The organism is Pseudopedobacter saltans DSM 12145, from assembly GCF_000190735.1.
Lineage (GTDB): Bacteria > Bacteroidota > Bacteroidia > Sphingobacteriales > Sphingobacteriaceae > Pseudopedobacter > Pseudopedobacter saltans.
In genome coordinates, this window is record NC_015177.1 from 3,156,304 (window position 1) to 3,182,820 (window position 26,517).

The window sequence follows — 26,517 nt, forward strand, 5'->3', positions numbered from 1 at the left end:
TGAATTATATTATGAAATCTCTAAAAACAATCATCAGTTTCATAGCATTTGGTATAGTCTTTACCGGATGCGAAAAAGATTTTTTACAAAGGTCTCCTTTAGATGAAGTAGAAGATTCAGCGTTTTTTACAGATCCCGAGCATCTTAAAACATACGTAAATCAGTTTTATAACAGCACAATTTTCATCAGATATGCGAATCACGGGAATGATTTTGACAGTGATAATCAGATCAGAATAAATATTGATCAGCGTTTAGAAGGCACACGGGTGATTTCATCTACCGGGTCTATACCATTTGCAAGTGTTAGGAGTATCAACTACTTTTTTGATAATTATAAAAGAGTAGAAGAAAAACATGCCCTTAATACTTACAAACAATATTTAGGCGAAGCATATTTCTTTAGAGCCGTGATCTACTTTAATCTTTTGCAAGACTACGGAGATATTCCATGGATAACTACCGAGCTCAGTTCTGAATCTCCTGATTTATATAAACCAAGAGATCCAAGAAACATTGTTGCGGATAATATTATTGCACAATTAGACTCGGCAGCTAAATATTTAACAGCAGATAAAACCTCAGGTGCAGGCCGTATAAATAAATGGATGGCCCTTTTAATGCAAAGCAGAGTTGCCTTATATGAAGGCACATGGGAAAAATACCATAATGGTACCGATTTTGGTGTTGCAAACCCCCAGCCAGCTAAATATTTTAATAAAGCTGTAGAAGCTGCCGATAAAATTATGACCTCAAATTTGTATGATGTTTACACAACAGGCAGTCCTTCTACTGATTACAAAGACCTGTTCGCTCTTAGAGATTACTCTACCAATAAAGAAGTAATGTTCTGGAAAAAATACGATAATAATTTATCGAGAGGTAGTTCGGCATTTGTAAACGATAGAAACTTTAGGATGGAAACGCCATCAGGGAATACAATTACAAAACAGCTGGCAGATTCTTATTTAGCCATTGATGGAAAGCCAATTACCGGAAATGCAAATTTTATGGGCTACAGCACCTTAAAGTTAGAAGGCCAGAACCGAGATCCGCGATTTTTCCAAACCATAGCTTCACCGGATGATATCTGGAAAATTGCTGCAGGCACACCAAATAAGTTCTGGAAAGAAGTATACGACAAACGTAATAGTACTGCAGATTATAATGCGCCAACCGGGTATCTAATTGTAAAAGGTTATAATCCTAATATGATTTACCATGTTCAGCAGTTTGAAGAGACTCCCTCTATTCTCTACAGATACGCAGAAGTTTTGTTAAACTATGCAGAGGCAAAAGCTGAGTTAGGAACAATTGATCAAGCGGATATAAATAAGACTATTAAAAAGCTTCGGGATCGGGTTGGTATGCCAAATTTAATATTAACTAATATTACTACAGATCCAAAATGGGATTTTCCTACACTTTCTCCGATAATTAATGAAATTAGACGAGAAAGACGGGTTGAGCTGGCTTTAGAAGGTTTCAGGCTACCGGATATTTTACGCTGGGCAGCGGCAGATGAGTTGATTTTTGGAAAAAGACCTAAAGGATTCTTAGCCTCCCAGCATCCGGCAAATACTACACCGGTTGATAATGAAGGATTTCTTGATCCATATAAAAACACTATTCCAAGTGGCTATGGCTTTAAATTAAATAGGGATTATTTAAATTCTATTCCAGTAAGTGAAAGAGTATTGAATCCCGCGCTTACGCAAAATCCCGGTTGGTAGAACCCTAAAATCGTCTATAAATAAAAAATGCAAACGAGATATCTCGTTTGCATTTTTTATAAGCTGAATTGTTAATTAATTTTCTAGCACAACTCCCATACTACAGAACTTATCAATTCTTTCTGAAATAAGGGTTTCTATTTGTTTGGATTTCAGCTCTTTTAAATCCTGAATCAGTTTTTCTTTAATTGTTTGCGACATCGCCGCCGGATCCTGATGTGCTCCGCCCAAAGGCTCTGGAATCACACCATCTATTAAACCATTAGCCAGCATATTTTCAGAGGTCAGTTTTAAGGCCTCAGCAGCCTTCTCTTTATAATCCCAGGTTCTCCAAAGAATAGAAGAACAAGATTCCGGAGCAATCACAGAATACCAGGTATGTTCCAGCATATACACTTTATCTCCAATACCGATACCCAATGCACCACCAGAAGCTCCCTCTCCAATAATTATGCAAATAACAGGAACATTAAGTACAGACATTTCCAGTAAATTTCTCGCAATAGCTTCCCCTTGCCCGCGCTCCTCTGCTTCCAATCCTGGGTATGCGCCCGGAGTATCAATAAAGGTAACAACCGGTTTGTTGAATTTCTCGGCCAGTTTCATCAGGCGCAAAGCTTTTCTGTAACCTTCAGGATTAGCCATACCGAAATTCCTGTACTGGCGCATCTTGGTATTTATACCTTTCTGATGACCAATAAACATTACCGTTTCTCCATTAAGACTACCAAAGCCGCCTACAATGGCTTTATCGTCTTTTACGGTACGGTCGCCATGAAGCTCGATAAAATCATCACATATGTTCTCGATATACTGTAAAGTATAAGGTCTTTCCGGATGTCTCGATATCTGCACCTGCTGCCAACCTGTTAGGTTGTTATAGACATCTTGCTTTGCTTTTTCTATTTTTTCTTCCAATTCTCTCAGTGTAGCCGACATATCCACTTTGGTTTTCTCCGCTATCTGATTCACTTTTTCAACCTGTTGCTGTAATTCTGCAATAGGCTTTTCAAAGTCGAAGGATGTGTTCATATAAAAAAATTTTAGGGTGCTAAGTTATCGTTTACTTGGCTAAATTTAAAATTACTTGTTTGTATTCTTTATAGAATCGTATTTTTTAAGTTGTTGGGCGGTTAAAATCCCCCGGGTTCTTAAATGCGCTTTTAAATATGCATTGCGCATTTCGCCTTCTAGTGCACCAATTTTATTGGTATGATATATTAAAGAACCCTCATTCACTTTATTTGTTTCGAAAAGCTTATTCAGTTTTGTCTGTTCCGTAATCAGAAAGCCGCCCATTTCTTTAATTTTCCGCATCATTTCGGTATGTATAGTTTGAATTTGGATTTTCTGATCGGTGCTTAAATTCAGTTGCTTTTGTTTATCCAGAACTTTTTGCGGAGAGGGGTAATTATTCAATTCCGCTATCAGCACCAGAGAAGGATCGTTCCCTTTTGTATAATAAGCATACTCTTTATCACCGATAAATTTTAAAGGCGAAACTTCAATAGAATCTTGCTGCGCTTTTGCAGAGAACATAAAAGCACAAAAAAAGGTAGATAAGATTATTTTCATTTCAGGTTTTTCAGTTGTTCTAATTTTGATTTTGCAGACTCCCAATCATTGTCTTTTTTTGATGTAACGACACTTTCGTCGATAAGCTTCTGCAAGTCGGACAGGCCTTCAATCACCTTTTTTGCATCTATTTGCTCTTTTTTAAAATAAACAAGATCCAGCATTATAGCTTTGGTATTTCCTTTTTCGTCTGTTACTATGTTGATTCCGTTCATCATTTCTGTTTTGTTTATATTACGAAATATAAAAATTTCTATTGTGATACATCGAAAAAAACGATTTAACCGTTATTATTGATATACTTAACATTATTTAAATTATAAACTTTTAAATAAAGTATTAATTTTACACGCCCGCAAAGATGCCATTTTGACTTTCTTTAGGTCGTGGCGTAATTGTTGAGTTGATAGTATTTTCAAATTAATCTAAGATGTTAAATTTTATTAGTAAGATATTCGGTAGTAAATCTGATCGCGATATCAAAGCAATCAGGCCTATCGTTGATAAAATAAATGAAGAGTTTGACAAGCTCTCCAGCCTTTCACATGACGAATTAAGAGGAAGAACCTTAAACTTCAAACATAGAATTCAAGAAAGTTTGTCAGAAATCAATGGTAAAATCATCGAAATAAAGAACAATGTTGAGCAAAACCAACAAATGCCTTTAGCTGAAAAAACAGCTTATTATGATGAAATTGACCGTTTGGAAAAAGAACGTAACAAACAATTAGAAGTTACGCTTAATGAAATTCTTCCAGAGGCTTTCGCTGTAATGAAAGAAACTGCAAGAAGATTTACAGAAAATGAAACGATAGAAGTTACCGCTACAGATTTCGACAGAGAATTAGCTGCGAAAAAAGGTAACGTTATTATAGACGGTGACAAAGCTATTCACCACAATTCGTGGTTGGCTGCCGGAAATGAGGTTAAGTGGAACATGATCCACTATGATGTTCAGCTGATTGGTGGTATTGTACTTCATCAGGGTAAAATTGCCGAAATGGGTACGGGTGAAGGTAAAACCTTAGTAGGAACTTTACCAATTTACTTGAATGCACTGGCCGGAATGGGTGTTCACGTAGTTACGGTGAATGATTACCTGGCTCGTCGTGACTCTGAATGGAATGGACCAGTTTTCGAATTCCATGGTTTGTCTGTAGATTGTATTGATAAACATTATCCAAACTCTATTGACAGAAGAAGAGCTTACCAATCGGATATTGTTTACGGAACGAATAATGAATTTGGTTTCGACTACTTGCGTGACAATATGACACGTACACCTGAAGAACTGGTACAAGGTAAATTACATTTCGCTATAGTGGATGAGGTTGACTCGGTTTTAATTGACGATGCCCGTACACCTTTAATTATCTCCGGTCCTATTCCTCGCGGAGATGAACACGAATTCTATGATTTAAAACCGAGAATCGAACGTCTGGTAAATGCACAAAAGAATTTTATTAATGGTGTTTTAAACGAAGCTAAGAAACAAATAAATGAAGGTAAATCTGGTGTAGATGATGGTGGAATGGCTTTATTGAGAGCACATCGCGGTTTACCAAAAAGCAAAGCCTTGATCAAGTTTTTAAGTGAATCTGGAATTCGTCAGATACTTACTAAAACCGAGAATTATTTTATGCAGGATCAGAATAAAGAGATGCACCGTGTGGATGCAGAACTTTATTTTATCATCGATGAAAAACAAAATCAGGTTGAATTAACCGAAAAGGGTATTGAATTGATTACCGCTTCTGGTGAAGATCCGCATTTCTTTATTTTACCAGATGTAGGTACCGAGATTGCAGAAATTGAAAAATCTGCTGCTTCTCCTGAAGAGAAAGCACATCAAAAAGATGAATTATTGAGAGATTACTCAATTAAAGCAGAACGTATCCACTCGGTAAATCAACTCTTGAAAGCCTACACTTTATTCGAAAAAGATACGGAATATATTATCGACGATGGAAAGATTAAAATCGTTGATGAGCAAACTGGTCGTATTATGGATGGCCGTCGCTATTCAGACGGTTTACATCAGGCTATTGAAGCTAAAGAAAATGTAAAAATCGAGGATGCTACGCAGACTTATGCTACTATCACGCTTCAGAACTACTTTAGAATGTACCACAAACTAGCTGGTATGACCGGTACTGCGGTTACTGAAGCTGGTGAGTTATGGCAAATCTATAAATTGGATGTTGTTGAAATTCCTCCGCACAGACCAATTGCCCGTAAGGATATGCAAGACAAGGTATACCGTACAATGCGTGAGAAATACAATGCTGTAGTAGACGAAATTGTTGAATTATCTAATGCTGGCCGTCCGGTTCTTGTAGGTACAACATCAGTTGAGATTTCAGAATTATTAAGCCGTATGCTTAAACTTCGCGGAATCAAACATCAGGTATTGAATGCGAAATTACACCAGAAAGAGGCAGACATTGTTGCTGAAGCTGGTAAAGCAGGAACCGTAACCATTGCTACCAATATGGCCGGTCGTGGTACCGACATTAAATTGGGCGAAGGCGTGAAGGAAGCTGGTGGTTTAGCTATTATTGGTACGGAAAGACACGAATCCCGTCGTGTAGACAGACAGTTACGTGGTCGTTCAGGCCGTCAGGGAGATCCGGGTTCTTCTCAATTCTTTGTGTCATTGGAAGATAACCTGATGCGTTTGTTTGGTTCGGAAAGAATCTCAAACTTAATGGTTAAAATGGGAATCGAAGAGGGTGAGGTTATCCAACACTCTATGATTACCAATTCTATTGAAAGAGCGCAGAAAAAAGTAGAGGAAAACAACTTTGGCATTCGTAAACGTTTGTTGGAGTATGACGATGTTATGAACTCTCAGCGTACCGTAATCTATACCAAACGTAAAAACGCATTGTTTGGAGAACGTTTAGATGTGGATATTGAAAACATGATTATTGATGTTATCGATGATATCGTTGCAGAATACAAGGATTCCAATAATTACGAAGGCTTTAAGCTTGAGCTGATCAGAATATTCTCTATCGATACGCAAATTACAGAACAGGAATTCTCTAATTCTAATATTGATAAACTGGTAAATAAGGTATTCGATGAAGCATCTGAATACTATAGTAGAAAATCCGAAGCCATCAGTCAGCAGGCTTTACCTGTGTTAAAAGAGATTCTTATTACCAGAGGTGCGAGCATAGAAAACATTATAATTCCGTTTACAGACGGTGTAAGAGCGATACAAATTTCTGCTCCTCTTAAAAAATCTGTTGAATCTAACGGAAGAGAAGTTATCAAATCATTCGAAAAGAATATTGTACTTGCTTTAATAGATGATACCTGGAAAGAGCATTTACGTGAAATGGATGATTTAAAACAGTCTGTACAAAATGCTGTTTATGAACAAAAGGATCCATTGATTATTTATAAAATGGAGGCTTTCAACCTGTTCAAAACCATGTTGGCGTCTGTAAACAAAGAAGTGGTAAGTTTCTTGTTCAAAGGAGGAATTCCGGTTCAGGAAGCTCCGGTTCAGGAAGCCAGACCACAGCCGTCTATAGATTTGAGCAAGTTAACAAGTTCCAGAACAGAAGTTGGATCAGAACAGCCTGGAATGGACGATACCAGAGAATTACCAAAATCTCAACCTATCGTTCGTCAGGAAGAGAAAATAGGTAGAAATGACCCTTGTCCTTGTGGAAGTGGTAAAAAATATAAAAGTTGTCACGGCGCAAATGCTTAAAACAAAAAATATCATTATAGCGGTTCTTTTTCTTCTGCTAAGTCAGGCTGGCAAAGCCCAGGAGACTGGCTCGGTACAGGAAGTAAAAGACCCGCTTATAGATAGCTTAATTAAAAGAAGAATTGAATTAAACAAAGGTGTATCGCAAAGTGGTACGCCTTTGGTTCTTACAGGCTACAGGGTTCAAATTTTCTTTGGACCAAACAGAAAAGAAGCCTATGATGTTCAGGCAAAGTTTAAAACGCTTTACCCGGAACATAATACTTACATCTCTTACACACAACCTAACTACCGGGTTAAAGTTGGTGATTTCCGCTCAAGGATGGAGGCTCAACAGCTCATGAGTTCATTGCGTCCCATCTTCCGTACCCTTTTTATTTTTAGAGAACGTATCAACCCCGAAAAAGTCGACCAATAATGTTAATAGAAAAAATTAAAACCTTAGCTTCCGAAATCCACGAAGATGTTATCTCCAAAAGGAGACATTTGCATGCTAATCCAGAGCTTTCTTTTCACGAATACGAGACATCGAAGTTTGTGAAGGAACAATTAACAGCTCTTGGAATTTCTTTCACTGAGATTGCAAATACCGGAGTTTTAGGAATTATTAAGGGAGGTTTACCTTCGGACAAGGTGATTGCGTTAAGAGCGGATATGGATGCCCTTCCTATATTCGAGACAAATGATGTGGTATATAAATCAAAAAATGAAGGTGTAATGCATGCTTGTGGGCACGATGTCCATACTTCATCGTTACTGGGGACGGCTGCTATATTATCAAAATTGAAAAACGAATTTGGTGGAACTATCAAATTGATGTTTCAACCGGCAGAGGAAGTACTTCCTGGCGGAGCCAGTATCATGATTAAGGACGGCGCATTGGAAAATCCAAAACCTCAAGCTGTTTTGGGACAACACGTAATGCCTCTGATTGAGACTGGTAAAGTTGGTATCAGACCGGGTAAGTACATGGCTTCGTCTGATGAATTATATATTACCATAAAAGGAAAAGGTGGGCATGGGGCACAACCTCAAGAAAATATAGATCCTGTTTTGATTATGGCCCATACTTTAACCGCATTACAACAGATTGTAAGCAGAAATGCAGATCCCAGAATCCCTTCTGTCTTATCTTTCGGAAAGGTTATTGCTGATGGTGCCACTAATGTTATTCCAAATGAAGTTGTCATACACGGGACTTTCAGGACATTAGATGAAGAGTGGCGGAAATCTGCCCATATCAAGATGAAAAAAATGGCCGAATCTATTGCCGAGGGCATGGGAGGATCATGTGAATTCAAAATAGTGAATGGTTACCCTTTCTTAGTTAACGAGGAAAAATTAACGGCTCGGGTTAAGCAAAATCTTGTTGATTATCTGGGTGCAGAAAATGTAATTGATTTGGATATCTGGATGGCTGCAGAGGATTTCGCCTATTACTCTCAGGTTTCAGACGCTTGTTTTTATAGATTAGGAACGGGTAACAAAGAGCGAGGAATAACATCTTCTGTACATACACCAACTTTTGATATAGACGAAAACGCACTGAAAATCAGCACCGGTTTAATGGCTTATTCTGCTATAAAGGAATTAGGTTTTTAAAGAGGGATATTGGGTCAGTAGTTGAATCAACTCATTAGTGTGTGTCTGTTGAGCCATTTATTACAGGCTTAGAGTAACTTAGTTGAAGTCTTGTGCGAATGGCCTAGGGGAGTTTATTGATACGCCTATTGTACCAGATTCGCTTCTGACTTTTTCTCTTTTTTTTATTTTGATATTTATAGCTATGAAACGTTTCATTACCCTGCTTTCCATATTGATATTTTCCGGACAGTTTTCTTTTGGGCAGGCTATCCCACGTTTCAATCCGGATACGGTTCTGAGTGTTGTTATAGATAGTGTTGTCGTTATAAAAACTGCAAAAGCAGGTTTGAATCAAGAAGATTTTATTCAACGGATTATTACAGACACCAGCTTTTATGAAGCTTTTCGGGCAATGAAAAAATATAAATTCATGGCCGAAAACAGCATTTTTAGCTATAATAAAAAGAATAAGGTAGACGGTAGTATCTACAGGAGATTCATTCACAACCCAAATAAGTCTGCCCAGAAAATCACTTATCTGGTTGATAAAAGCGAAGGTAATCTCCATAAAAGGAACGGAAAATATAAATTGAAGACGATAGAGCTATTCGATTATATTTTCGCCAATTCTTACAAGTCTTATTATTCTCCCAATACATCGGTTGCCCATAAAGGACAGGAAAAAAACGAATCTTACAAAGACAAACTGAAAACCTTGATTTTTAGCCCGGGAAGACCTGTAAAAGGTGTTCCGATAATATCCAACAAAACGGAAATTTTCTCGGCCAATATGCGCCAGTATTATGATTATACATTTTATTCGGGTACTTATCTGGATTCTATTCCTGTTTATAGATTTAAGGTAACCATGAAAGATGGTTTATCAAACTGGACAAAGGATGGCCTGATGATTAAAGAGCTAACTACCATCTTTGACAAACGAAACTTCCAGATTTTGGGTAGATATATCGATATGAAACTAAGCAATCTGGCATTTAGTTTTGATATACAAATGAATATCGAAATGTCTTATTTTATGGATGAACTGCTTCCTACAAAAATCAGTTATCAGGGTAATTGGGATATTCCTTTCAAAAGTGAGGAAAGGGCAAGCTTTTTGATAACTCATAGAAATTATACCGACAAATAAGCGCATTTTAAAATTCTTTGTAACTAATCTTTGCTGCCTTCGTCTTATCAACAAAAAGAATAACAAGACGCATGAGATCGAATTTTTTAAAGCTGATTCCCACTATAGTTTTGACAGCTGTCAGCCACTGTATTTTTGCACAAAGCACATTGGTATCAGGAAAAATACAGGATGAAAAAGGCACACTTTTAGATTTTGCTACCATTTCTGTAATTTCAACACAAGATTCGTCTACTGTAAAAGGCACTTTGGCGAACGAACACGGCGTTTATTCTATTTCTAATATTCCTTTCGGAAGATATATTCTCAAAGCTTCTTTATTTGGCTACAAAAATCACGTTTCAAAAGAATTTGTTTTAAATAGTGACCAACAAACCGCCAAGATTGATTTGACACTACAACCGGACGGTAAAAAAATAAATTTAAATGAGATAGTCGTTGTTGCAAAAAAGCCTTTTGTAGAACGTAAGGCAGACAAACTTGTAGTAAACGTGGAAAGTAGCAGCCTTTCTACAGGATCTACTGCATTGGAGGTTTTACAGCGTTCTCCGGGCGTATCTCTTGATCAGAACGACAATATTTCATTACAAGGTAAAAGCGGCGTTCTGGTGATGTTAGATGGAAAACAGACTTATATGTCTAATTCAGATCTGGCAACACTTTTAAAGTCTATGCAAAGCTCTGAAATTCAGACAATAGAAATTATTACCAATCCCTCCGCTAAATATGAGGCTGAAGGTAATGCCGGTATAATCAACATTGTCACTAAAAAAGGGAAAATGTATGGTACAAATGGCTCGGTAAATTCCAGCATAAGCCTGGCCAAAATTACAAGAGCCAATACTGGTTTGAATTTGAACCACAGGACTGAAAGATTGAACCTTTTTGGAAATTTCAACTATTCCAGAAATGCGAATTTGAATCGCCTTGATATAGACAGAGTTGCATCTAGACCTGGTGAAAATGTTTATTTCTCGCAACAATCCGGAAACGAATCGCATGGCAATTACTATTCTTTCAAAATCGGATCGGACTTTTTTATCAATAAAAATCAAACATTGGGTTTCTTTATCAATAATTACAATAACGATGATAAAGAAGATTCGCACAGTCAAACTGCTATAGGAAAATCCTTTACACAGGCAGATAGCTTATTGAAAGCTTATAGCTTATCTGAAAACAGGAACAGAAATACGGCATATAATCTCAATTATAAAATCAAGATAGACAGTAGCGGGCAAGAACTAAGCACAGATTTTGACTATTCGAATTATCATAAAAAGGAGAATGCGCAATACGATAACTCTTATTATGATTTATCTGGTAATCTTTTAAATACTCCCTTTTTATTCAATAACAACAGTCCAAGCGATATAGATATTACCTCTATAAAAATTGATTATGTAAAGCCTTTTAAAAATGGCTATAAATTGGAAATGGGTTATAAGAGCAGCTGGGTAAAGAGTGATAATAACTTTAAATATTTAACAAAACAAAATGATGAATGGGTAAACGGCCCGGGAAGAAGCAACCATTTCATTTATGATGAAAATGTAAACGCACTTTACTTTTCGTTGCATAAAACATTTAAAGATTTCAGTTTCAACGCGGGTTTAAGAGCAGAACAATCAAACACTAAAGGACATTTACTGGAGAATAACAATGTTGTAAAACGTGATTATCTTGATTTCTTTCCTACGTTTTTTGTAACTAAACCTATAACTAAAAGTTACGAATTATCATTTTCTTATAGCAGAAGGATTGACAGACCAAGGTACACCTCATTAAATCCATTTATCTATTATTTGGATGAATACACTTATAACAAGGGAAATCCGTTTTTAAATCCTCAGTATACAGACAAATTCGAACTAAACCATACTTTAAAAGGCAAGTACATTGTATCTATGGGCTATTCTTTGGTTCATGACTTGATTGACAATGCTGTTATATTGCCTGATACAACAAACAATGCTTTATACCAGACCGCTAAAAATCTGGATACTCAAAATCAATATTATATAAACATTTATGCCCCCTTTCAGCTCTTTCCATGGTGGAATATGACCAATAATGTTAATGCATTTCACTTTGACTACAAGTCGGCAGACTTAAATGGACAAAACTTCAGGTCTGGAAATTTTGCTGTGCAATATAATATGCAGCATGCATTCACTATAAGCAAGAGTATGAGTGCAGAACTGGGCGGCTATTATGTTTCGGCCCTGGAGTACGGAACTTTAAAAATTCGCCCGCAGTATAGTTTAAATGCCGGGTTGTCTAAAAACTTTTTGAAAAATAAACTGAATACCAAAGTTGCTGTTAGCGATATCTTTAATACATTCGAACAAAGGATTAGTAGTTTGATATCTGGTTTGGATTATAATTTAACTCAAAAACATGCTACAAGACTATTCAGATTTAGCGTGAGCTATAAATTTGGTAAAAACGACATCAAACCAGCCCGAAGGAGAACATCGGGATCCGAAGAAGAGCAAAATAGATTGTAAAAGAATAGCGGGTATCCATAAAATGAATACCCGCTATTCTTTTTTAGCCTTATAATATTATTTACCTGCCTGATAAAGTTCGTACCAATCCTGCCTATCCAAATCAATAGAAAAAGACGCAACAATGTTTCTTATTCTTTGTTCGTTCTTGGTACCAATCAAAGGTAAAGCGCCTAATTTTACTAACCAAGCCACGGCCAAAGATTCGATATCTACATTATATTTTGGAGCTATCTTCTCTAATTTTGCTCTAACTTTTGTTGCCAAAGCATCTGTACCATTCGCTATTCTTCCTTCTGCAAGCGGAGCTGACGCTAAAGGCCTCATATATCTTTGTTTGATATAATCGATTTGTCCGCTATCTAAAGCAGTCGTATTCAGCAAATTCAATTCTATATGATTTGTTACAATAGGGATATTCAGGTAAGAAGCTAATAACTGGTGTTCGAAAACCGAAAAATTGGTAATACCAATATTCTTAACTTTTCCAGATGTCTTTAACTTCAATAATGCACTTGCAGTTTCCTCCAGATTGGCTATCGGATCTAAATGATTCAATAAAAAGATATCGATATAATCTGTTTTTAGCTTTTTTAAAGAGTTTTCTACAGAATCTATAATGTGTTTTGCTGAAGTATCAAGATGATCTAATCTTACTTCCGGATGCTTTGTACTCGGTGTTCTTAATCCGCATTTGGTAAATAAGACGATATCTTCTCTCTTGAAAGATTTTTTAGCAATCAAATCCCCAAAGAGTTCTTCAACTCCATAATCGCCATAAATATCTGCGTGGTCGAATGTATTGATTCCTAAATCCAAACATAGGTTTACTATTTTTTCCATCTCTGCAGATGTTTCGCTTCCTACTTCATTCCATCTGTAAAAACCATAAATAGCTGGCGACACTTTTGGTCCGGCATCACTTAAATATATCTTTTCCATTGCAAAATATTTATTCCTTACAATTATAAAAAAATAAATTGCTTTACCTATCACCATAGAGAAAGTTTTCGCAATCATTTAATCGACTACCGATTAAAAAAACAGTGTATCTGTACAGAAAGCTTATAGAAACTTTATGATACAAATTTAAACATACTCTAAAAACATAATAAGCAGCTATCTTTTTAACTTTGTAGACTAATTTGATGTTATGAAATACGCATTTGTTACTGGTTCGTCCAGAGGTATTGGTTTTTCTATTGGGTTGGCTTTATTGGAAAAAGGCTATAAAGTAGTTTTTAACTACGTTAACAGTAAAACTTTCACAGACCGTATTGACAAAAAATATACTGAAGATAAGGACTTCTTTGCTATTCAATATGATAATAGCAATCTTCGGGAAATACCTTCACTAATCGATCAACTTAAGCAAATATCTCATTCATATGAAATTATAGTATTGAATGCGGGAATTACAGATCGCTCTCCTTTTTTCGAAGCTCAGGACGAAAATATATTAAATGTTTTCAATTGTAATTTATTATTTCCTACACTCTTCTTAAACCATTCTAAAGACCTTTTAGTAAACAACGGGAATATTATTCTTATCGGGTCTATGCTGGCGGTATATCCACATGCGACATCTATTCCTTATGGTGTGTCTAAAGCTGGGATAAATGCATTAACAAAAAATATGGTTAAAATACTTGAGCCTTTGGGAGTACGCATTAACTGTATTAATCCAGGCTATATAGATACAGACTGGCAGAAGGCAAAGAAACACGAAGTGAGAGAAGCTATTAAACCTGGAATTGCCTTAAAACGATTTGGCGAACCGGAAGAAGTTGCAAAACTGGCCATGCATATTATTGAAAACGGCTACCTGAATGGCTCTATTTTACAAATAGACGGTGGTTATTCTTTTAAGGCTTAGAAAAAGAAGAAAGCCACAGCTAATTTTATCTGTGGCCTTCCTTACATATGTAGTAAAAATTTTAGAAGTGGAACTGAACGCCAATTCTTGGAGCGAATGTATCAGCATTTAAGCCAAATGCATTGTTTTTGGCTTTTGCACCTGTCGCTTCGTCTTTGAATTGAGTATGTTCGTAACCTAAACCTTTAACAGATAATTCGATTCCTATTCTTTTTGTTGGATAGAAAGCAAATCCAGGAGCAAGATTAACACCGATATCTGTTGTAGTACCAATTTTTGCGCCTGTATCTCCGTTGTTGTCTATACTTTTATCTGTACCAAACTCCATTGGAACAGATAATTGACCGTAAAATTTAAACTGGTTCGATAAACCAACGTAATAACGACCGAAAGGAGCTACTACAAATGCTTCATTTTGTCTTTTTGTACTTACAGATTTATCGTATTGGTAACCAACTCCTGTACCAATAGCGAAATTGTCATTTAAAAAATAACCTACACTTGGAACGATATTAAAGTTTACATCAGATTTAGATGCTCCTTCGGCTTTGCTGGTGTTGAAGCCTACACTACCACCTAAAATAACATTTCCTTTTTCTGTTTGAGCTTGTGTTGTAAAAGCTAAGCCACTTAATACTGCGATTGATAAAATTAATTTTTTCATGTTTTTAATTTTAAATGTTAATCCTATTTTCAATTATAAGCCTTTCGACTTTCTGACAAAATTAGTCCAATAATCAATATACTCCAAACATTTTAGACTGCTTAAACAAATGTGCTTTTGTAATTAACTGATAGACAAGATGAATGACCGTAAGTTGACTTATGTTTTACGAAATAATGACAAGGCTGGCACAATAATCGTCAACAGATACTTTACTGAATTGCAATTGAACCTGATAAAAAAACGTATATTAAGAACGAAACATCAAAAACAAATAAAATATGGCTAATACTTTTTCTAAAGACGATGGTTTTAATCAGGAAATATTGAAAGCGGCTAAACTGCTGTTTTCTAAATATGGCCTCAAAAAAACCACCATGGAAGATGTAGCCAGGCATGTTGGAAAAGGCAAGAGTACTTTGTATTACTATTATCCCGGGAAAAATGAACTTTTTGAGGCAGTCGTAAAAGAGGAATTTAATAATGCGGTAAAGAAAATCCGTCTGGCCGTAAATCAGGAAAATACTTCTAAAGCTAAACTTCAGGCTTACCTGACGTCCCGGTTGAAATTAAGGGAAGAATACAACAATTTAAGCAAGGTTATTTCTGATGAAATATTCGACCATTTAAGAGAGATATTCCGTCTAAAAAACGAATTTACTGAAGTGCATATCGATTTTATAAAGGAAATTGTAAAGAGCGGTGTCCAGTTGGGTGATTTTAAACCTATGACCGATGATGAAATATCTTTCTTTGCCAACTGGATTAATGCGGCTTTCGTGGGGCTGGAAACTCCTACGCAGTCTTCTCTATGTATAATAGAGTCTCATGAATCCTGTAGTAAGTTGGTCGATCTTATAATTGGCGGGATCAACGCATAACTTAACAAAATCCATAAAAAAGAGAGCCTGTTCAGAATCTGAACAGGCTCTCTTTTTATTCTCTTTTCTATTATTAGAATTTGAAAACAAGGCCAAATTGAGCAGCGTCAAAGATGTTGTTTATCGAACCTGCGCTTAAACCAAAATTAGTTTGAGCCTTTTGTCCATCAGGTTTCTCGCTTGTAAAACCAATAACATTTGCTAAAGCAAAATTAAGTGCTATTTTTTCTGTTAAAAAGTAGTTTGCACCAACTCCAGCTCCAATACCTAAAACTTTTGATTTAACAGTATTTGTATTGGCTGCAGTTGTAGGTCTTGTCTCAGTTTTACTTGTAGCATAACCTACACCAACTTCAGTATAAGTTTTAAAACGTTTACCTAGTTCTAAGAAATAATAACGACCAAAAACTCCAGCTCCTAAATCATTTACTTTTTTCTCGTAACCTGTTGTACTGTTTTCATTTTTTGACGTACTTACACCTAATTGAATACCAATTGCAACTTTATCAGTTAAGAAATATCCTACTTTTGGAGTGATCTCAAATTCATTTACTTTAGTATCAGTGTTTTTATCATTAGATGAATGAAAACCAACGTTTCCTTCTACAAACCCGTTTCCTTGTTTGAAACCAAACTCCTGAGCGTTAGCTGTTAAAGCTAAACCTGAAATAGCAAATAATGCAATAAATAATCTTTTCATAATAGTTTATTTTAAAATTTGGCGCAAAAATGTGTAATCAGTGGTGTGTTTCAGTCATTTTTCTGTAATTAAATTTATTATTATAAATATCTACCTGGAAATGAACACATTAATCAAATAATAAATTTTTAAAAATTGAAAACAATAAGATTGAAAACCAAGCATTTTAGATCAAATCTATATTAACTATCGCGACAACACCTTCAATAAACCTTTTGAAGTTTTATTGAATTAGCCTGTTAAATTCTGCTAAATTTGTTCAGGCATGATAAAGAAAGAAACAGTAGAGCGGATTTTAGAAACGGCGAGAATTGAAGAAGTCGTTGGGGATTTTGTGCATTTGAAAAAGCGAGGCACAAGCATGATCGGTCTTTGTCCTTTCCATGGCGAAAAAACACCTTCTTTCCATGTTTCCCCGGCTAAAGGTATTTACAAGTGCTTCGGTTGCGGCGAGGGTGGAGATTCGTTGCAATTTGTCATGAGCCATGAAAAATATTCTTACCCGGAAGCGTTAAGATACCTGGCTAATAAATACAACATAGAAGTTGAAGAAATCGAAGTTTCTGATGAATATAAGGCAGAAGCAGATAAAAGAGAGAGCCTTTATATTACCACGGCTTATGCTGCAAAATTCTTTGCCGACAAACTTTGGAATACAGACGAAGGACGTTCTATTGGTTTAAGCTATTTTAAGGAAAGAGGTTTCAAAGAAGATATCTTAAAAAAATTCGAAATAGGTTATTCGCCAGAAGAATGGACTTCTCTTTACGATTCAGCTACTGCCGAAGGTTATAAACAAGAGTTTCTGGAAGAAACCGGGCTCGTTATTAAAAACGATAAAGGTAGCGTCTATGACCGGTTCAGAACGCGTGTCATTTTCCCTATACATAACTTTACGGGAAGAATTATTGGTTTTGGTGGCAGAACACTAAAAACCGATAAGAAAATCCCTAAATATGTGAACTCGCCCGAGAGCGAGATTTATTATAAATCAAAAGTTCTATACGGACTTTTCCATGCGAAAAAAGCGATTCGGGAAAGGGATAATTGTCTTCTTGTAGAAGGTTATGCCGATGTTCTTTCTGTCCATCAGGCAGGAGTTGAAAACGTAGTAGCTTCTTCCGGCACTTCGCTTACCACAGAGCAGATTAAGCTAATCGGACGTTTTACCAACAATGTAACGATCTTGTATGATGGGGATGCCGCGGGCATTAAGGCTTCTTTAAGGGGTTTGGATATGATTTTGGAAGAAGGCTTGAATGTTAAAGTTGTTCTTTTTCCCGATGGTCACGATCCGGACTCTTATATTCAAACTTTTGGTGCTTCGGCGTTTAAAACGCATGTAGAGCTTAATACCAAAGACTTCATTTTTTACAAGACGGAAATCTTGTTGCAGGATGCCGCCAATGATCCTATCAAAAAAGCTGGGGTTATCAGGGATGTTATAGAAAGTATTGCTAAAATTCCGGACGCTATAAAGGCTTCTGTTTATGTCAGAGAATGTAGCAGCTTGCTGCAAATGGAAGAGCAGATTTTGATATCGGAGTTAAATAAAATCCGACTTGCAAAATCAAAAAAGGAAGCCCCAAATCAGCCCGGCTCGAACTTCCCTCCGCCTGAATTTTATGAAGAAGGTCCGCCGCCTGATTTATTTGACGACAACAGGCAAAGTATACAGGAAGATCTTCCCCAGGAAAAAGAAATGATCCGTATTTTATTAAGCTATGGTCATCATCTTGTTAATTGGGACGATATTACGGATACTTATATAGGACCATATATTGTTATGAATCTTAACGATGTAACTTTTACAAATGCGGCCTTAGATAAGATTCTTAAATATTATATCCAGGAAGTAGAAAAAGGCACATTACCTCTGGAGAAAGATTTTTTGCAACATCAGGACCGTGAGATATCTTCCATGGCGATTTCTCTTTTAACCAGTCCTTATAATTTAAGTGAAAACTGGTATAACATGCATAACATTACAGTTAAAAATGAATCCGATCATTTAAAATCAACCGTTATGGGTGCTATTTTTCATCTGAAAAAGAAAAAAGTATTGGCGCTTATGGCGGAAAAGCAAAGAGAGATGCAACAGGAGCAAGATGAAGCCAATCTTATGATTTTGGTAAAAAATTATATGGAATTAAAAGAAGTAGAAAAATACATTTCTAATTATTTAGGCACTGTAGTTTCTCATTAATATGGCAATTCATAACGATTTTGGAAAAAAAGGCGAGCAGTTAGCCAAACTATTTCTGGAAGAAAACGGTTATGAAATCCTTGATGAGAATTGGCACTTTAATAAAGCAGAGGTAGATCTTATTGCCTACAAAAACAAAACAATTATATTTATAGAAGTCAAAACCAGATCGGGAGACTACTTTGGAAGCCCCGAGGAGTTTGTCGATCATAAAAAACAAAAATTGTTAAGCGATGCCGCGGAAGAATATATTTACATTATGCAGCATCAGGGAGAAATAAGATTCGATATCGTATCCATATTAATCAACAAACATTCGGAAAACCCTAAGATAACACATATAGAAGATGCTTTTTGGAACTATTAAAAAACAGACTTTAAACTCGCTATTTATAGCACCTTTAATCGCTTTAACAGCTTTTTCCTGTAAAGAGAGTCATAAAAAATCAGAAAGTATTGCTTTGTTCCCCGAGAGTGGGAGTACTTATAAATTAGGAGACGAATTTAAAGCTTTTGTAAAAACTGCAAATCTGCCGGATTCTGTTCAATATTATGTTGATGGAAAACTCATCGAAACAAAAAAAGACACATCAAATATCAACATCAATACATCCAACCTTTCGCTGGGAACGCGTATAATATCTGCAAAAGTTTTCAGCGAAGGAAAGGAAGAAGAAATACAATCAAATATTACCATTTTAACGCCCAGGGTTCCAAAGCAATTCGGGTTTAATGTTGTAAAAACATATAAACACGACACCAGCTCGTATACTCAGGGATTAGAATATCACGATGGTATTTTTTATGAAAGTGATGGCGAGTATGGAGCATCAAGCCTTCGTAAAGTAAGCGTAGAGGGTAAGGTTCTTAAGCAAATTGATTTGGACAAGCGCTACTTTGCAGAAGGAATTACGATAATTGGAGACAAAATCCTGATGCTTACTTACAAAGAGAAAGTGATGTTTGAGTATGATAAAAACACTTTCGAATTGCTGAGAACCATCCCTTATAATCATGCAGAAGAAGGTTGGGGATTAACTTTTGATGGAAATGTGATTTATAATACAGACGGTACCAATCGCATTTTCAAATTAAATAAAGACACTTATCAACCTGAAGGATTTATCGAGGTTTATGATAATAAAGGGCCTGTAAATTACCTGAATGAAATGGAGTGGATTGATGGCAAAATTTATGCAAACATCTACACTTCTGATCTAATTGCTATAATAGACCCTAAAACGGGTGAAGTAGAAGCCTACATTAATCTATCTGGAATCAGAAAAGGCTCTGTAGAAGATGAATCTCAGGACGTATTGAATGGCATTGCATGGGACGCTAAAGGAAAAAGACTATTTGTTACCGGAAAAAAATGGTCAGAACTTTATCAAATTACTTTAAAAGAACATTAAGGCCGGCTCTGCTACAGCATTTTTACAAAGTGCGATTCAATCTCCTTCTTTTTATAGATATGTTTGTGACTATATCAAAAATTGGGTATGATAAGAAAGCATTTTTTTCCGGGACTTTTACTCTTTTGCAGTATGTCAACAATAAACAGTAACTGCGCTTTAGCACAGGCCAATCCTTTTTTTTCTGAATATAATACACCTTTTCAGGTTCCTCCGTTCGAGAGCATTAAACCAGCACATTTTATGCCTGCTTTTGAAGAGGCTATGAAACAGCAAAAAGCAAAAGTTGCAGCAATTTACAGAGTACGGTCAACGCCAACTTTTCAAAATACTATAGTCGCACTGGAAGACAGTGGTACACTTTTAGACAATGTAAGTACGGTGTTCTTCAATTTAACCAGCGCCAACACAAATCCCGAACTGGAAAAAATATCAACTGAAATTGCTCCAAAATTAGCCCAACATAGGGATGACATTTTTCTGAATCAGGAATTATTCACAAGGGTTAAGCAAATTCATGATAATGTAGCTAAGGAAAAGTTAAGTCCTGAAGAAGCCAGACTTTTAGACAAAACCTATAAGTCTTTCGTTAGAAATGGGGCTAATTTAGACGAAAAATCCAAAGAGCGATTAAGAAATATCAACAAAGAACTTTCGTCCTTAACCGTTAAATTTGGTCAGAACCTCCTAAAAGAAGTTAACGCCTTTGAGTTGGTTATTGATAAAAAGGATGATCTGAGCGGGCTTCCTGAAGGATTGATTACCAATGCAGCAAAAGTCGCTAAAGAATCCGATTTAAACGGAAAATGGAAGTTTACATTACACAATCCAAGTGTAATGCCGTTTCTGGAATATGCTGATAACAGAAAATTAAGAGAGCAAATATACAAGGCATACACGCATAAAGGAGACAATAACAACGAATTTGACAACAATGAAAATGTTGCTAAAATAGTTTCTCTCCGAGCTGAACGGTCAAAACTTTTGGGCTACGATAGTTATGCAGATTTCGCATTGCAGGAAACTATGGCTAAAAACCCTGCATCTGTTTTCGATCTGCTCAATAACCTTTGGTCCGCCGCACTACCAGTGGCAAAATTAGAAGCTACCGAAATGCAGAAAATAATGGATAAGCAAGGTAAGGGCGAAAAGTTGGAAGCATGGGATTGGTTTTACTATGCCAATAAGGTTAAACAGGAAAAATATAATTTCGATGCCGAAGAGTTAAAACCATATTTCCCCCTCGAGCAAGTTAAACAGGGAATTTTCTTTGTCTCGCAGCGTCTTTATGGATTGAGCTTTACCGAAGTTAAAGATATCCCCAAATATCATCCTGACGTTGTTGCTTACGAAGTGAAAGAAGCTAACGGTCGCCATGTGGGCATCTTTTATATGGACTTCTTTCCGAGAGGATCTAAAAGAGGAGGTGCCTGGATGACATCTTATAGAAAGCAATCTGCAAATGGTAAGAAAGTATCACCCATAGTTTCTATTGTTTGCAATTTTACGCCTCCAAACGGTAGTGAGCCAGCACTATTAACTCCTGACGAAGTAGAAACCTTTTTTCATGAGTTTGGACACGCTTTACATGGCTTATTATCAAACGTGAAGTTTGAATCTTTAGCTGGAACTTCAGTTTCAAGAGATTTTGTGGAGCTACCTTCGCAGTTTATGGAGCATTACGCTTTCGAAAAAGAGGTTTTAAATCAATATGCTAAACATTATAAAACCGGAGAACTTATCCCTCAGGCACTAATCGATAAAATGAATGCTGCTTCAAAATTTAATCAGGGATTTGCTACAGTAGAATATCTGGCTGCTTCTTTACTGGATATGGCCTATCATTCGCTTCCCACCGGAAAACAAGTTGAACCAGGTAAATTTGAACAGACTGAAATGGCAAAAATTGGCCTGATCCCACAAATTGCACCGAGATACCGAAGCACTTATTTCCAACATATTTTTGCTGGAGGATATTCTGCTGGTTATTATAGTTATATCTGGTCGGAAGTTCTGGATAGCGATGCCTTTGCTGCATTTAAAGAAACTGGCAATATTTTCGATCAAAAAACTGCTGAATCCTTTAGAAAAAATATTCTGGAAAAAGGTGGCACAGTAGAACCTATGGATCTTTACAAAGCCTTTAGAGGTAAAGAACCTGATATTAAGTATTTATTGCAAAACAGAGGTTTGGAAAAACCTTTATAAAAGACAAAGGCAGTCCGAAATCAGACTGCCTTTTTGATATAATTGAGAAGTGATGAAAGCTTAAAATCCGAATCTTAATGTAGCTCCATAAGTTCTCGGATCTCCTAATACTCCGGCATATAAACCTGAGTTTCCTGCAGCTGCCTGTAACTGTTCGAAATAATTTGTACCGGTTATATTTCTTCCCCAAACAAATATGGAGAATTTCTCAGACCTGAATCCTAACCTTCCATTTAGCAGCGAGTAACCATCTACAACCAGTACTTTCGAGGGCGTTGGATTTGAGGAATATTCCGAACGATAGGTAGCATCAACTGCAACAAAAAATCTTCCTTCTTTAGAAATTAAATTACCGGAAGTACTTAACTCCGTACCCCCAGATACATTCCATTTCGAAATACCTGGCAACCTACCTCCCGAAGCATCCTTAAACGCAACCTGCGTTGAAACTCCATTAATTATTTCTGTATGTCCGGTTTCCTCTAAAGGCAGAGGAGCATTTGTAAATTTCACATATTTACCATCCAAATAAGCTAAAGCTGCATTTAAAGTCAGGAATTTTTGCAATTGATAGCTACCATCAATTTCCAAACCTTTTACCCTTACTTTTTCCGCATTTGCTAAGTAACCTCTGTTTACACCTAATTGTGGAGACTGTACATTGGTTTGATAGTCTTTAATATCAGTATTAAATGCTGTTATATTTAATAAAGCGCCAGCAATTGGTTTTGATTTAATACCCAACTCATAATGTTGTACATATTCTGGCTTTACAACAGCTACAGATAAATCAGGTTCACCTGCAGAAGTAGTCGGCAAACCACCTACATTCACGCCCACTGGTTTGTATGCCGTAGAATAAGTTGCGAATACATTAAATTTGTCCAACGGCTTGTACGCCAATGTAAGGTTACCAGACAAGTTATTATTATCTGTACTGATATTAAATGCTTGATTCGTATAAACAGCTTTTTTTAGATCCAACAATGTGGGATCGGTAGTTTGCAAACCTCCATAAGTTTTTCTATCATAATCCACATCTTTTTTATCATATGTAAACCTGATACCAGGTAAAATGTGTAGATGATTTGCGAACTCCCAATCTGCCTGAGCAAAAATCGCAGCGCTTAAAGATTTAATGGTCGAATTTGTTTTAATCCCAAAGCCGTCTAGTAACCCCGGAGTATTGGCAGGATTATATAAGGCCTGAGTCCCTGTATTGCTGGTTTGTACAAATCTCCACTGATCGCTACCTACCTCTTCGGTCTGGCTTAGCCCCTGCAAGTTCTGACCAAGAGCAAATACTCCTACCACACCACTCAATTTATCTGTGATATTACCAGCATATCTGATCTCCTGTGAATATTGATCATGACGGGAATTACCTTGCGATTTAGTAAGTGCAGAAAATTCAGTAAAGTCTCTGTCGTTTGTTGGATCCCAGTTCCAAAATCTCCATGCAGTGGTAGATGTCAAGGTACCGTTTCCTATTTTTCTATCAATATTTAAAGATATACCTCCAATGGACTGGTTCTGCCTCCAGGGCGTATTTGTATAAATCTCACGGGAAAAAGGATTTATTTTAGGAAGTTCATATCCTAAATCTGATACAATTTTAGCATACTGCCTGTAAGCACTTCTTTCTGTTGTAGTGATACCTGCTACTACCAAAGGATAACCCGCAGGATGCTGAATACTCACATCTCCGCTCAATAATACTTCCAACTTATCCGATGGCAGATATAATACTTGCCCTTTTAAACCAACGTTGTTTTGTCCGCTATATTTGCGTTCCTCTATAGGATTCCATATTGTACCATCCCGCTGCGTACCAGATACAGATAATTTAGCTGCTAAATCTTTAGCTATTGGTCCGGTAACCGTTGCTTTTGCCTGCATAAAGTTATAATTACCAAAACTTAACTCCGCTTTTGAACTTGGGATGAAACTTGGCTTTCTGGTAGTAATATTAAATGCTCCGGCGGTAGTATTTTTCCCGAATAATGTTCCCTGCGGACCTCTTACGACTTCTATTTGTTCAACATCAATAAAATCAGTAGATGTTGCCGCCGGACGGGCATGGTAAACTCCGTCTACATAAAATCCAACCCCCGGATCAATACCATCATTAGTTAGTCCGAATGTCGAACCCAGCCCTCTGATATTCAACGTTGTGTTTCTTGCATTTGAAGCGTACAATTGAACAGAAGGGACTAGCTCTTTTAATCGGTTTACGTTAAAAGCTCCGGCATTTTCCGCCACTTGTCCTCCGATAACTGTAATTGGAATAGGTACTTCCTGCGCAATTTCGCTACGACGTCTGGCCGTCACCGAAACTTCGGAAAGCAACTGATCGTCAGCCTCCAAAGTAATTTCTGTTACAGTTGCTGAACCGGCTGTCAGATTTATATCTTTTGATTTGAATCCTACCAAACTAACTTGTAAGGCCAAAGGGAAATCCTTTTTTGCGACAATGCTAAACTTTCCGTTGGCATCACTGATGGCATGCGTTGATGTTCCTTTGATAATTACCGTTACTGCAGGGATTGGCTCTCCTGCTTTATCCTTAACAATACCACTAATTGTTTTTTGTGCAAAACTAAATTTTGCTAAGATTAAGATAGGGATGAGTAAATAAAGCGCTTTATTTTGCGATTTACGTGTTTGTATTTTTCTTTTCATTTGTTTAGCATTAATCATATAATCTATAGAAATAGTAGACAAATGTATTTCAAAAAATAATCCCTTGTATATGCTTAGTTCTGAAAAAAATATAAATGCCTGAAAATCAGATTAATAATTTTTATATAATCTATAGACTTACTGTATTTATGTCAAGTAAAAAAGGCTGCAACAACGTTTCGAATCATTTAAAGCTATAAAAAGAACCTACACTCACAATTTGACATGCCCCCTTTTATAGTATTAAAACAATTCACATTTGTTGATACAGCCTTTTAAGCCGAATATAAAAATGTAATTATTTCACTTTAAATCCTACTTGCACATCTCCCCAAAAAAGATCTACATCGCCGGATTTGGCAATTGTAAAAGTCATTTTTTCTGTAAATGCTTTTGCTTTTACAGGTTTTACTGTTATTCTTAGGGCATCTTCTTTTTCGTCATATTTATATGCCCCCCATTGATCCCATGTCTTATTAAGAATTATTGTCCACTCCTTAACGCCAGGAATAGTAAACAAGGAATATCTTCCTGCTTTCAATTCTTTTCCATTTACAGTAACATCTTTGCTTACTTCAAATTGTGTGGCAGCATTGGCTCCCGTTCTCCAAACTTTGCCATAGGGAGCTATCTCGTTACCAATTGTACGTCCTTTAACAGAAGGCTGAGCATAATTTATAGTTACAGTTGCTCCTTTAGTTATCGTTTCCTGAACAGTCGCCGGAGGACTCAAAACGGGCTTATTCTGTGCGCTGGCAGCAACAGTACCAACAGCCATAACCAAACATAATAAGATCTTTTTCATTGAATTGTGTATTAAGTTTTTCCTAAATTTAAGCGAATATCTTGTAAAAGTCTGTTAAATTTCGATTTATGTTAGTTTGTAAGAATACCATCAAAAGAATAATGGAATCTGTACTTATTTAAAATTATTCGTATATTTTGTTAAAAATAAATTATCACTTATGAGTAAACGAATTTTAATGCTAGCAGGCGACTTTGTAGAAGATTACGAAATTATGGTTCCTTATCAGGCACTATTATCCGTAGGACTACAAGTTGACGTGGTATGCCCAGATAAGAAAAAGGGTGACAGCATTGCTACTGCTATACATGATTTTGTTGGTTTTCAAACTTATGCAGAATTACGAGGGCATAACTTCGTTATAAACAAAAGTTTCGATGACGTAAATCTTTCTGACTATGACGGCTTATATGTTTGCGGAGGCAGAGCTCCGGAATATATTCGCTTAAACCAAAAGGTATTGGATTATACCCGCCATTTTTTTGAAGAAAATAAACCGGTAGCTGCAATATGTCATGGTATACAAATTTTAACTGCTGCTAATGTAGTAAAAGGAAAAACATTAACCGCTTATCCAGCCGTGGGACCAGAAATCACCCTTGCTGGTGGTACTTATAAGGAAATACCTGTTGACCAGGCTATCACAGAGCACAATTTAACAACATCTCCAGCCTGGCCAGGGCATCCCGCCATTTTAAAAGAATTCTATAAGCTATTAGGTATTTCTATCCATGGCTAAAAAGGAAAGGCCGCTTATAACAAGCGGCCTTTTATGATAACTCGATAAAAATCACATAAGTAAAT

21 protein-coding genes are annotated in these 26,517 nt (G+C 36.5%); 13 read left to right on the forward strand and 8 right to left on the reverse strand.

Annotated features, from left to right (window positions below):
- The first annotated feature begins 11 nt into the window (after window positions 1–11).
- Window positions 12–1,733: a RagB/SusD family nutrient uptake outer membrane protein gene (locus PEDSA_RS13430; RefSeq protein WP_041537463.1), complete on the forward strand. Its 1,722-nt coding sequence runs from the start codon at window positions 12–14 to the stop codon at window positions 1,731–1,733.
- 75 nt (window positions 1,734–1,808) lie between these two features.
- Here the strand turns inward: PEDSA_RS13430 and PEDSA_RS13435 are convergent, their stop codons facing one another.
- From PEDSA_RS13435 to PEDSA_RS13445, 3 genes are read right to left on the reverse strand one after another with little or no spacing between them, the layout of a single operon-like run.
- Window positions 1,809–2,765: an acetyl-CoA carboxylase carboxyltransferase subunit alpha gene (locus PEDSA_RS13435; RefSeq protein WP_013633694.1), complete on the reverse strand. Its 957-nt coding sequence runs from the start codon at window positions 2,763–2,765 to the stop codon at window positions 1,809–1,811.
- Window positions 2,766–2,816: 51 nt separating this feature from the next.
- On the reverse strand, window positions 2,817–3,308 hold the full coding sequence (locus PEDSA_RS13440; protein ID WP_013633695.1) for a Spy/CpxP family protein refolding chaperone: 492 nt from the start codon (window positions 3,306–3,308) through the stop codon (window positions 2,817–2,819).
- Window positions 3,305–3,526, reverse strand: a complete 222-nt coding sequence (locus PEDSA_RS13445; protein ID WP_013633696.1) for a hypothetical protein — start codon at window positions 3,524–3,526, stop codon at window positions 3,305–3,307. The genes PEDSA_RS13440 and PEDSA_RS13445 overlap by 4 nt, the downstream gene beginning before the upstream one ends.
- A 212-nt stretch (window positions 3,527–3,738) precedes the next feature.
- Between PEDSA_RS13445 and secA the strand changes: the two genes are divergently transcribed.
- The 5 genes from secA to PEDSA_RS13470 all read left to right on the forward strand — a co-directional run bounded on the left by secA (window position 3,739) and on the right by PEDSA_RS13470 (window position 12,279).
- Entirely contained in the window at window positions 3,739–7,035 is a 3,297-nt protein-coding gene (gene secA, locus PEDSA_RS13450) for a preprotein translocase subunit SecA (protein WP_013633697.1), read from the forward strand.
- A complete protein-coding gene (locus PEDSA_RS13455) occupies window positions 7,028–7,453 on the forward strand; it encodes an SPOR domain-containing protein (RefSeq protein WP_013633698.1) in 426 nt (141 codons plus the stop codon). Before secA ends, PEDSA_RS13455 begins: the two co-directional genes overlap by 8 nt.
- Complete coding sequence (locus PEDSA_RS13460) at window positions 7,453–8,637, forward strand: M20 metallopeptidase family protein (RefSeq protein WP_013633699.1); 1,185 nt, start codon at window positions 7,453–7,455, stop codon at window positions 8,635–8,637. Before PEDSA_RS13455 ends, PEDSA_RS13460 begins: the two co-directional genes overlap by 1 nt.
- Before the next feature lie 184 nt (window positions 8,638–8,821).
- Entirely contained in the window at window positions 8,822–9,769 is a 948-nt protein-coding gene (locus PEDSA_RS13465) for a hypothetical protein (protein ID WP_013633700.1), read from the forward strand.
- A gap of 71 nt (window positions 9,770–9,840) precedes the next feature.
- On the forward strand, window positions 9,841–12,279 hold the full coding sequence (locus PEDSA_RS13470; RefSeq protein WP_013633701.1) for an outer membrane beta-barrel protein: 2,439 nt from the start codon (window positions 9,841–9,843) through the stop codon (window positions 12,277–12,279).
- A 57-nt stretch (window positions 12,280–12,336) separates the two neighbouring features.
- Here PEDSA_RS13470 and PEDSA_RS13475 read toward each other — a convergent pair whose 3' ends face one another.
- Window positions 12,337–13,221, reverse strand: a complete 885-nt coding sequence (locus PEDSA_RS13475) for an aldo/keto reductase (protein ID WP_041537464.1) — start codon at window positions 13,219–13,221, stop codon at window positions 12,337–12,339.
- Between the two features lie 211 nt (window positions 13,222–13,432).
- On the opposite strand from PEDSA_RS13475, the gene PEDSA_RS13480 reads away from it, so the two are divergent.
- Window positions 13,433–14,155, forward strand: a complete 723-nt coding sequence (locus PEDSA_RS13480) for an SDR family NAD(P)-dependent oxidoreductase (RefSeq protein WP_013633703.1) — start codon at window positions 13,433–13,435, stop codon at window positions 14,153–14,155.
- A 61-nt stretch (window positions 14,156–14,216) separates the two neighbouring features.
- Here PEDSA_RS13480 and PEDSA_RS13485 read toward each other — a convergent pair whose 3' ends face one another.
- Window positions 14,217–14,819, reverse strand: coding sequence for an outer membrane beta-barrel protein (locus PEDSA_RS13485; protein ID WP_013633704.1), 603 nt, complete (start codon window positions 14,817–14,819; stop codon window positions 14,217–14,219).
- Between the two features lie 281 nt (window positions 14,820–15,100).
- Between PEDSA_RS13485 and PEDSA_RS13490 the strand changes: the two genes are divergently transcribed.
- A complete protein-coding gene (locus PEDSA_RS13490; RefSeq protein ID WP_013633706.1) occupies window positions 15,101–15,700 on the forward strand; it encodes a TetR/AcrR family transcriptional regulator in 600 nt (199 codons plus the stop codon).
- Window positions 15,701–15,773: 73 nt separating this feature from the next.
- On the opposite strand, the gene PEDSA_RS13495 is transcribed toward PEDSA_RS13490, so the two are convergent.
- Window positions 15,774–16,400, reverse strand: a complete 627-nt coding sequence (locus PEDSA_RS13495) for an OmpW family outer membrane protein (protein ID WP_013633707.1) — start codon at window positions 16,398–16,400, stop codon at window positions 15,774–15,776.
- A gap of 265 nt (window positions 16,401–16,665) precedes the next feature.
- Between PEDSA_RS13495 and dnaG the strand changes: the two genes are divergently transcribed.
- From dnaG to PEDSA_RS13515, 4 genes are all read left to right on the forward strand, one after another.
- On the forward strand, window positions 16,666–18,606 hold the full coding sequence (gene dnaG, locus PEDSA_RS13500) for a DNA primase (RefSeq protein WP_013633708.1): 1,941 nt from the start codon (window positions 16,666–16,668) through the stop codon (window positions 18,604–18,606).
- Between the two features lies 1 nt (window position 18,607).
- Window positions 18,608–18,973 (forward strand): YraN family protein, encoded by a 366-nt coding sequence (locus tag PEDSA_RS13505; RefSeq protein WP_013633709.1) that lies wholly within the window; start codon window positions 18,608–18,610, stop codon window positions 18,971–18,973.
- On the forward strand, window positions 18,954–20,018 hold the full coding sequence (locus tag PEDSA_RS13510) for a glutaminyl-peptide cyclotransferase (protein ID WP_013633710.1): 1,065 nt from the start codon (window positions 18,954–18,956) through the stop codon (window positions 20,016–20,018). Before PEDSA_RS13505 ends, PEDSA_RS13510 begins: the two co-directional genes overlap by 20 nt.
- A gap of 132 nt (window positions 20,019–20,150) precedes the next feature.
- Window positions 20,151–22,226, forward strand: coding sequence for a M3 family metallopeptidase (locus PEDSA_RS13515; RefSeq protein ID WP_245546761.1), 2,076 nt, complete (start codon window positions 20,151–20,153; stop codon window positions 22,224–22,226).
- Window positions 22,227–22,286: 60 nt separating this feature from the next.
- Here the strand turns inward: PEDSA_RS13515 and PEDSA_RS13520 are convergent, their stop codons facing one another.
- Together PEDSA_RS13520 and PEDSA_RS13525 are read right to left on the reverse strand one after the other, a co-directional pair.
- On the reverse strand, window positions 22,287–24,908 hold the full coding sequence (locus PEDSA_RS13520; protein WP_052305825.1) for a TonB-dependent receptor: 2,622 nt from the start codon (window positions 24,906–24,908) through the stop codon (window positions 22,287–22,289).
- Between the two features lie 298 nt (window positions 24,909–25,206).
- A complete protein-coding gene (locus PEDSA_RS13525; RefSeq protein WP_013633713.1) occupies window positions 25,207–25,713 on the reverse strand; it encodes a DUF2911 domain-containing protein in 507 nt (168 codons plus the stop codon).
- A 160-nt stretch (window positions 25,714–25,873) separates the two neighbouring features.
- Between PEDSA_RS13525 and PEDSA_RS13530 the strand changes: the two genes are divergently transcribed.
- Entirely contained in the window at window positions 25,874–26,452 is a 579-nt protein-coding gene (locus tag PEDSA_RS13530) for a DJ-1/PfpI family protein (protein WP_013633714.1), read from the forward strand.
- Window positions 26,453–26,517 lie beyond the last annotated feature (65 nt).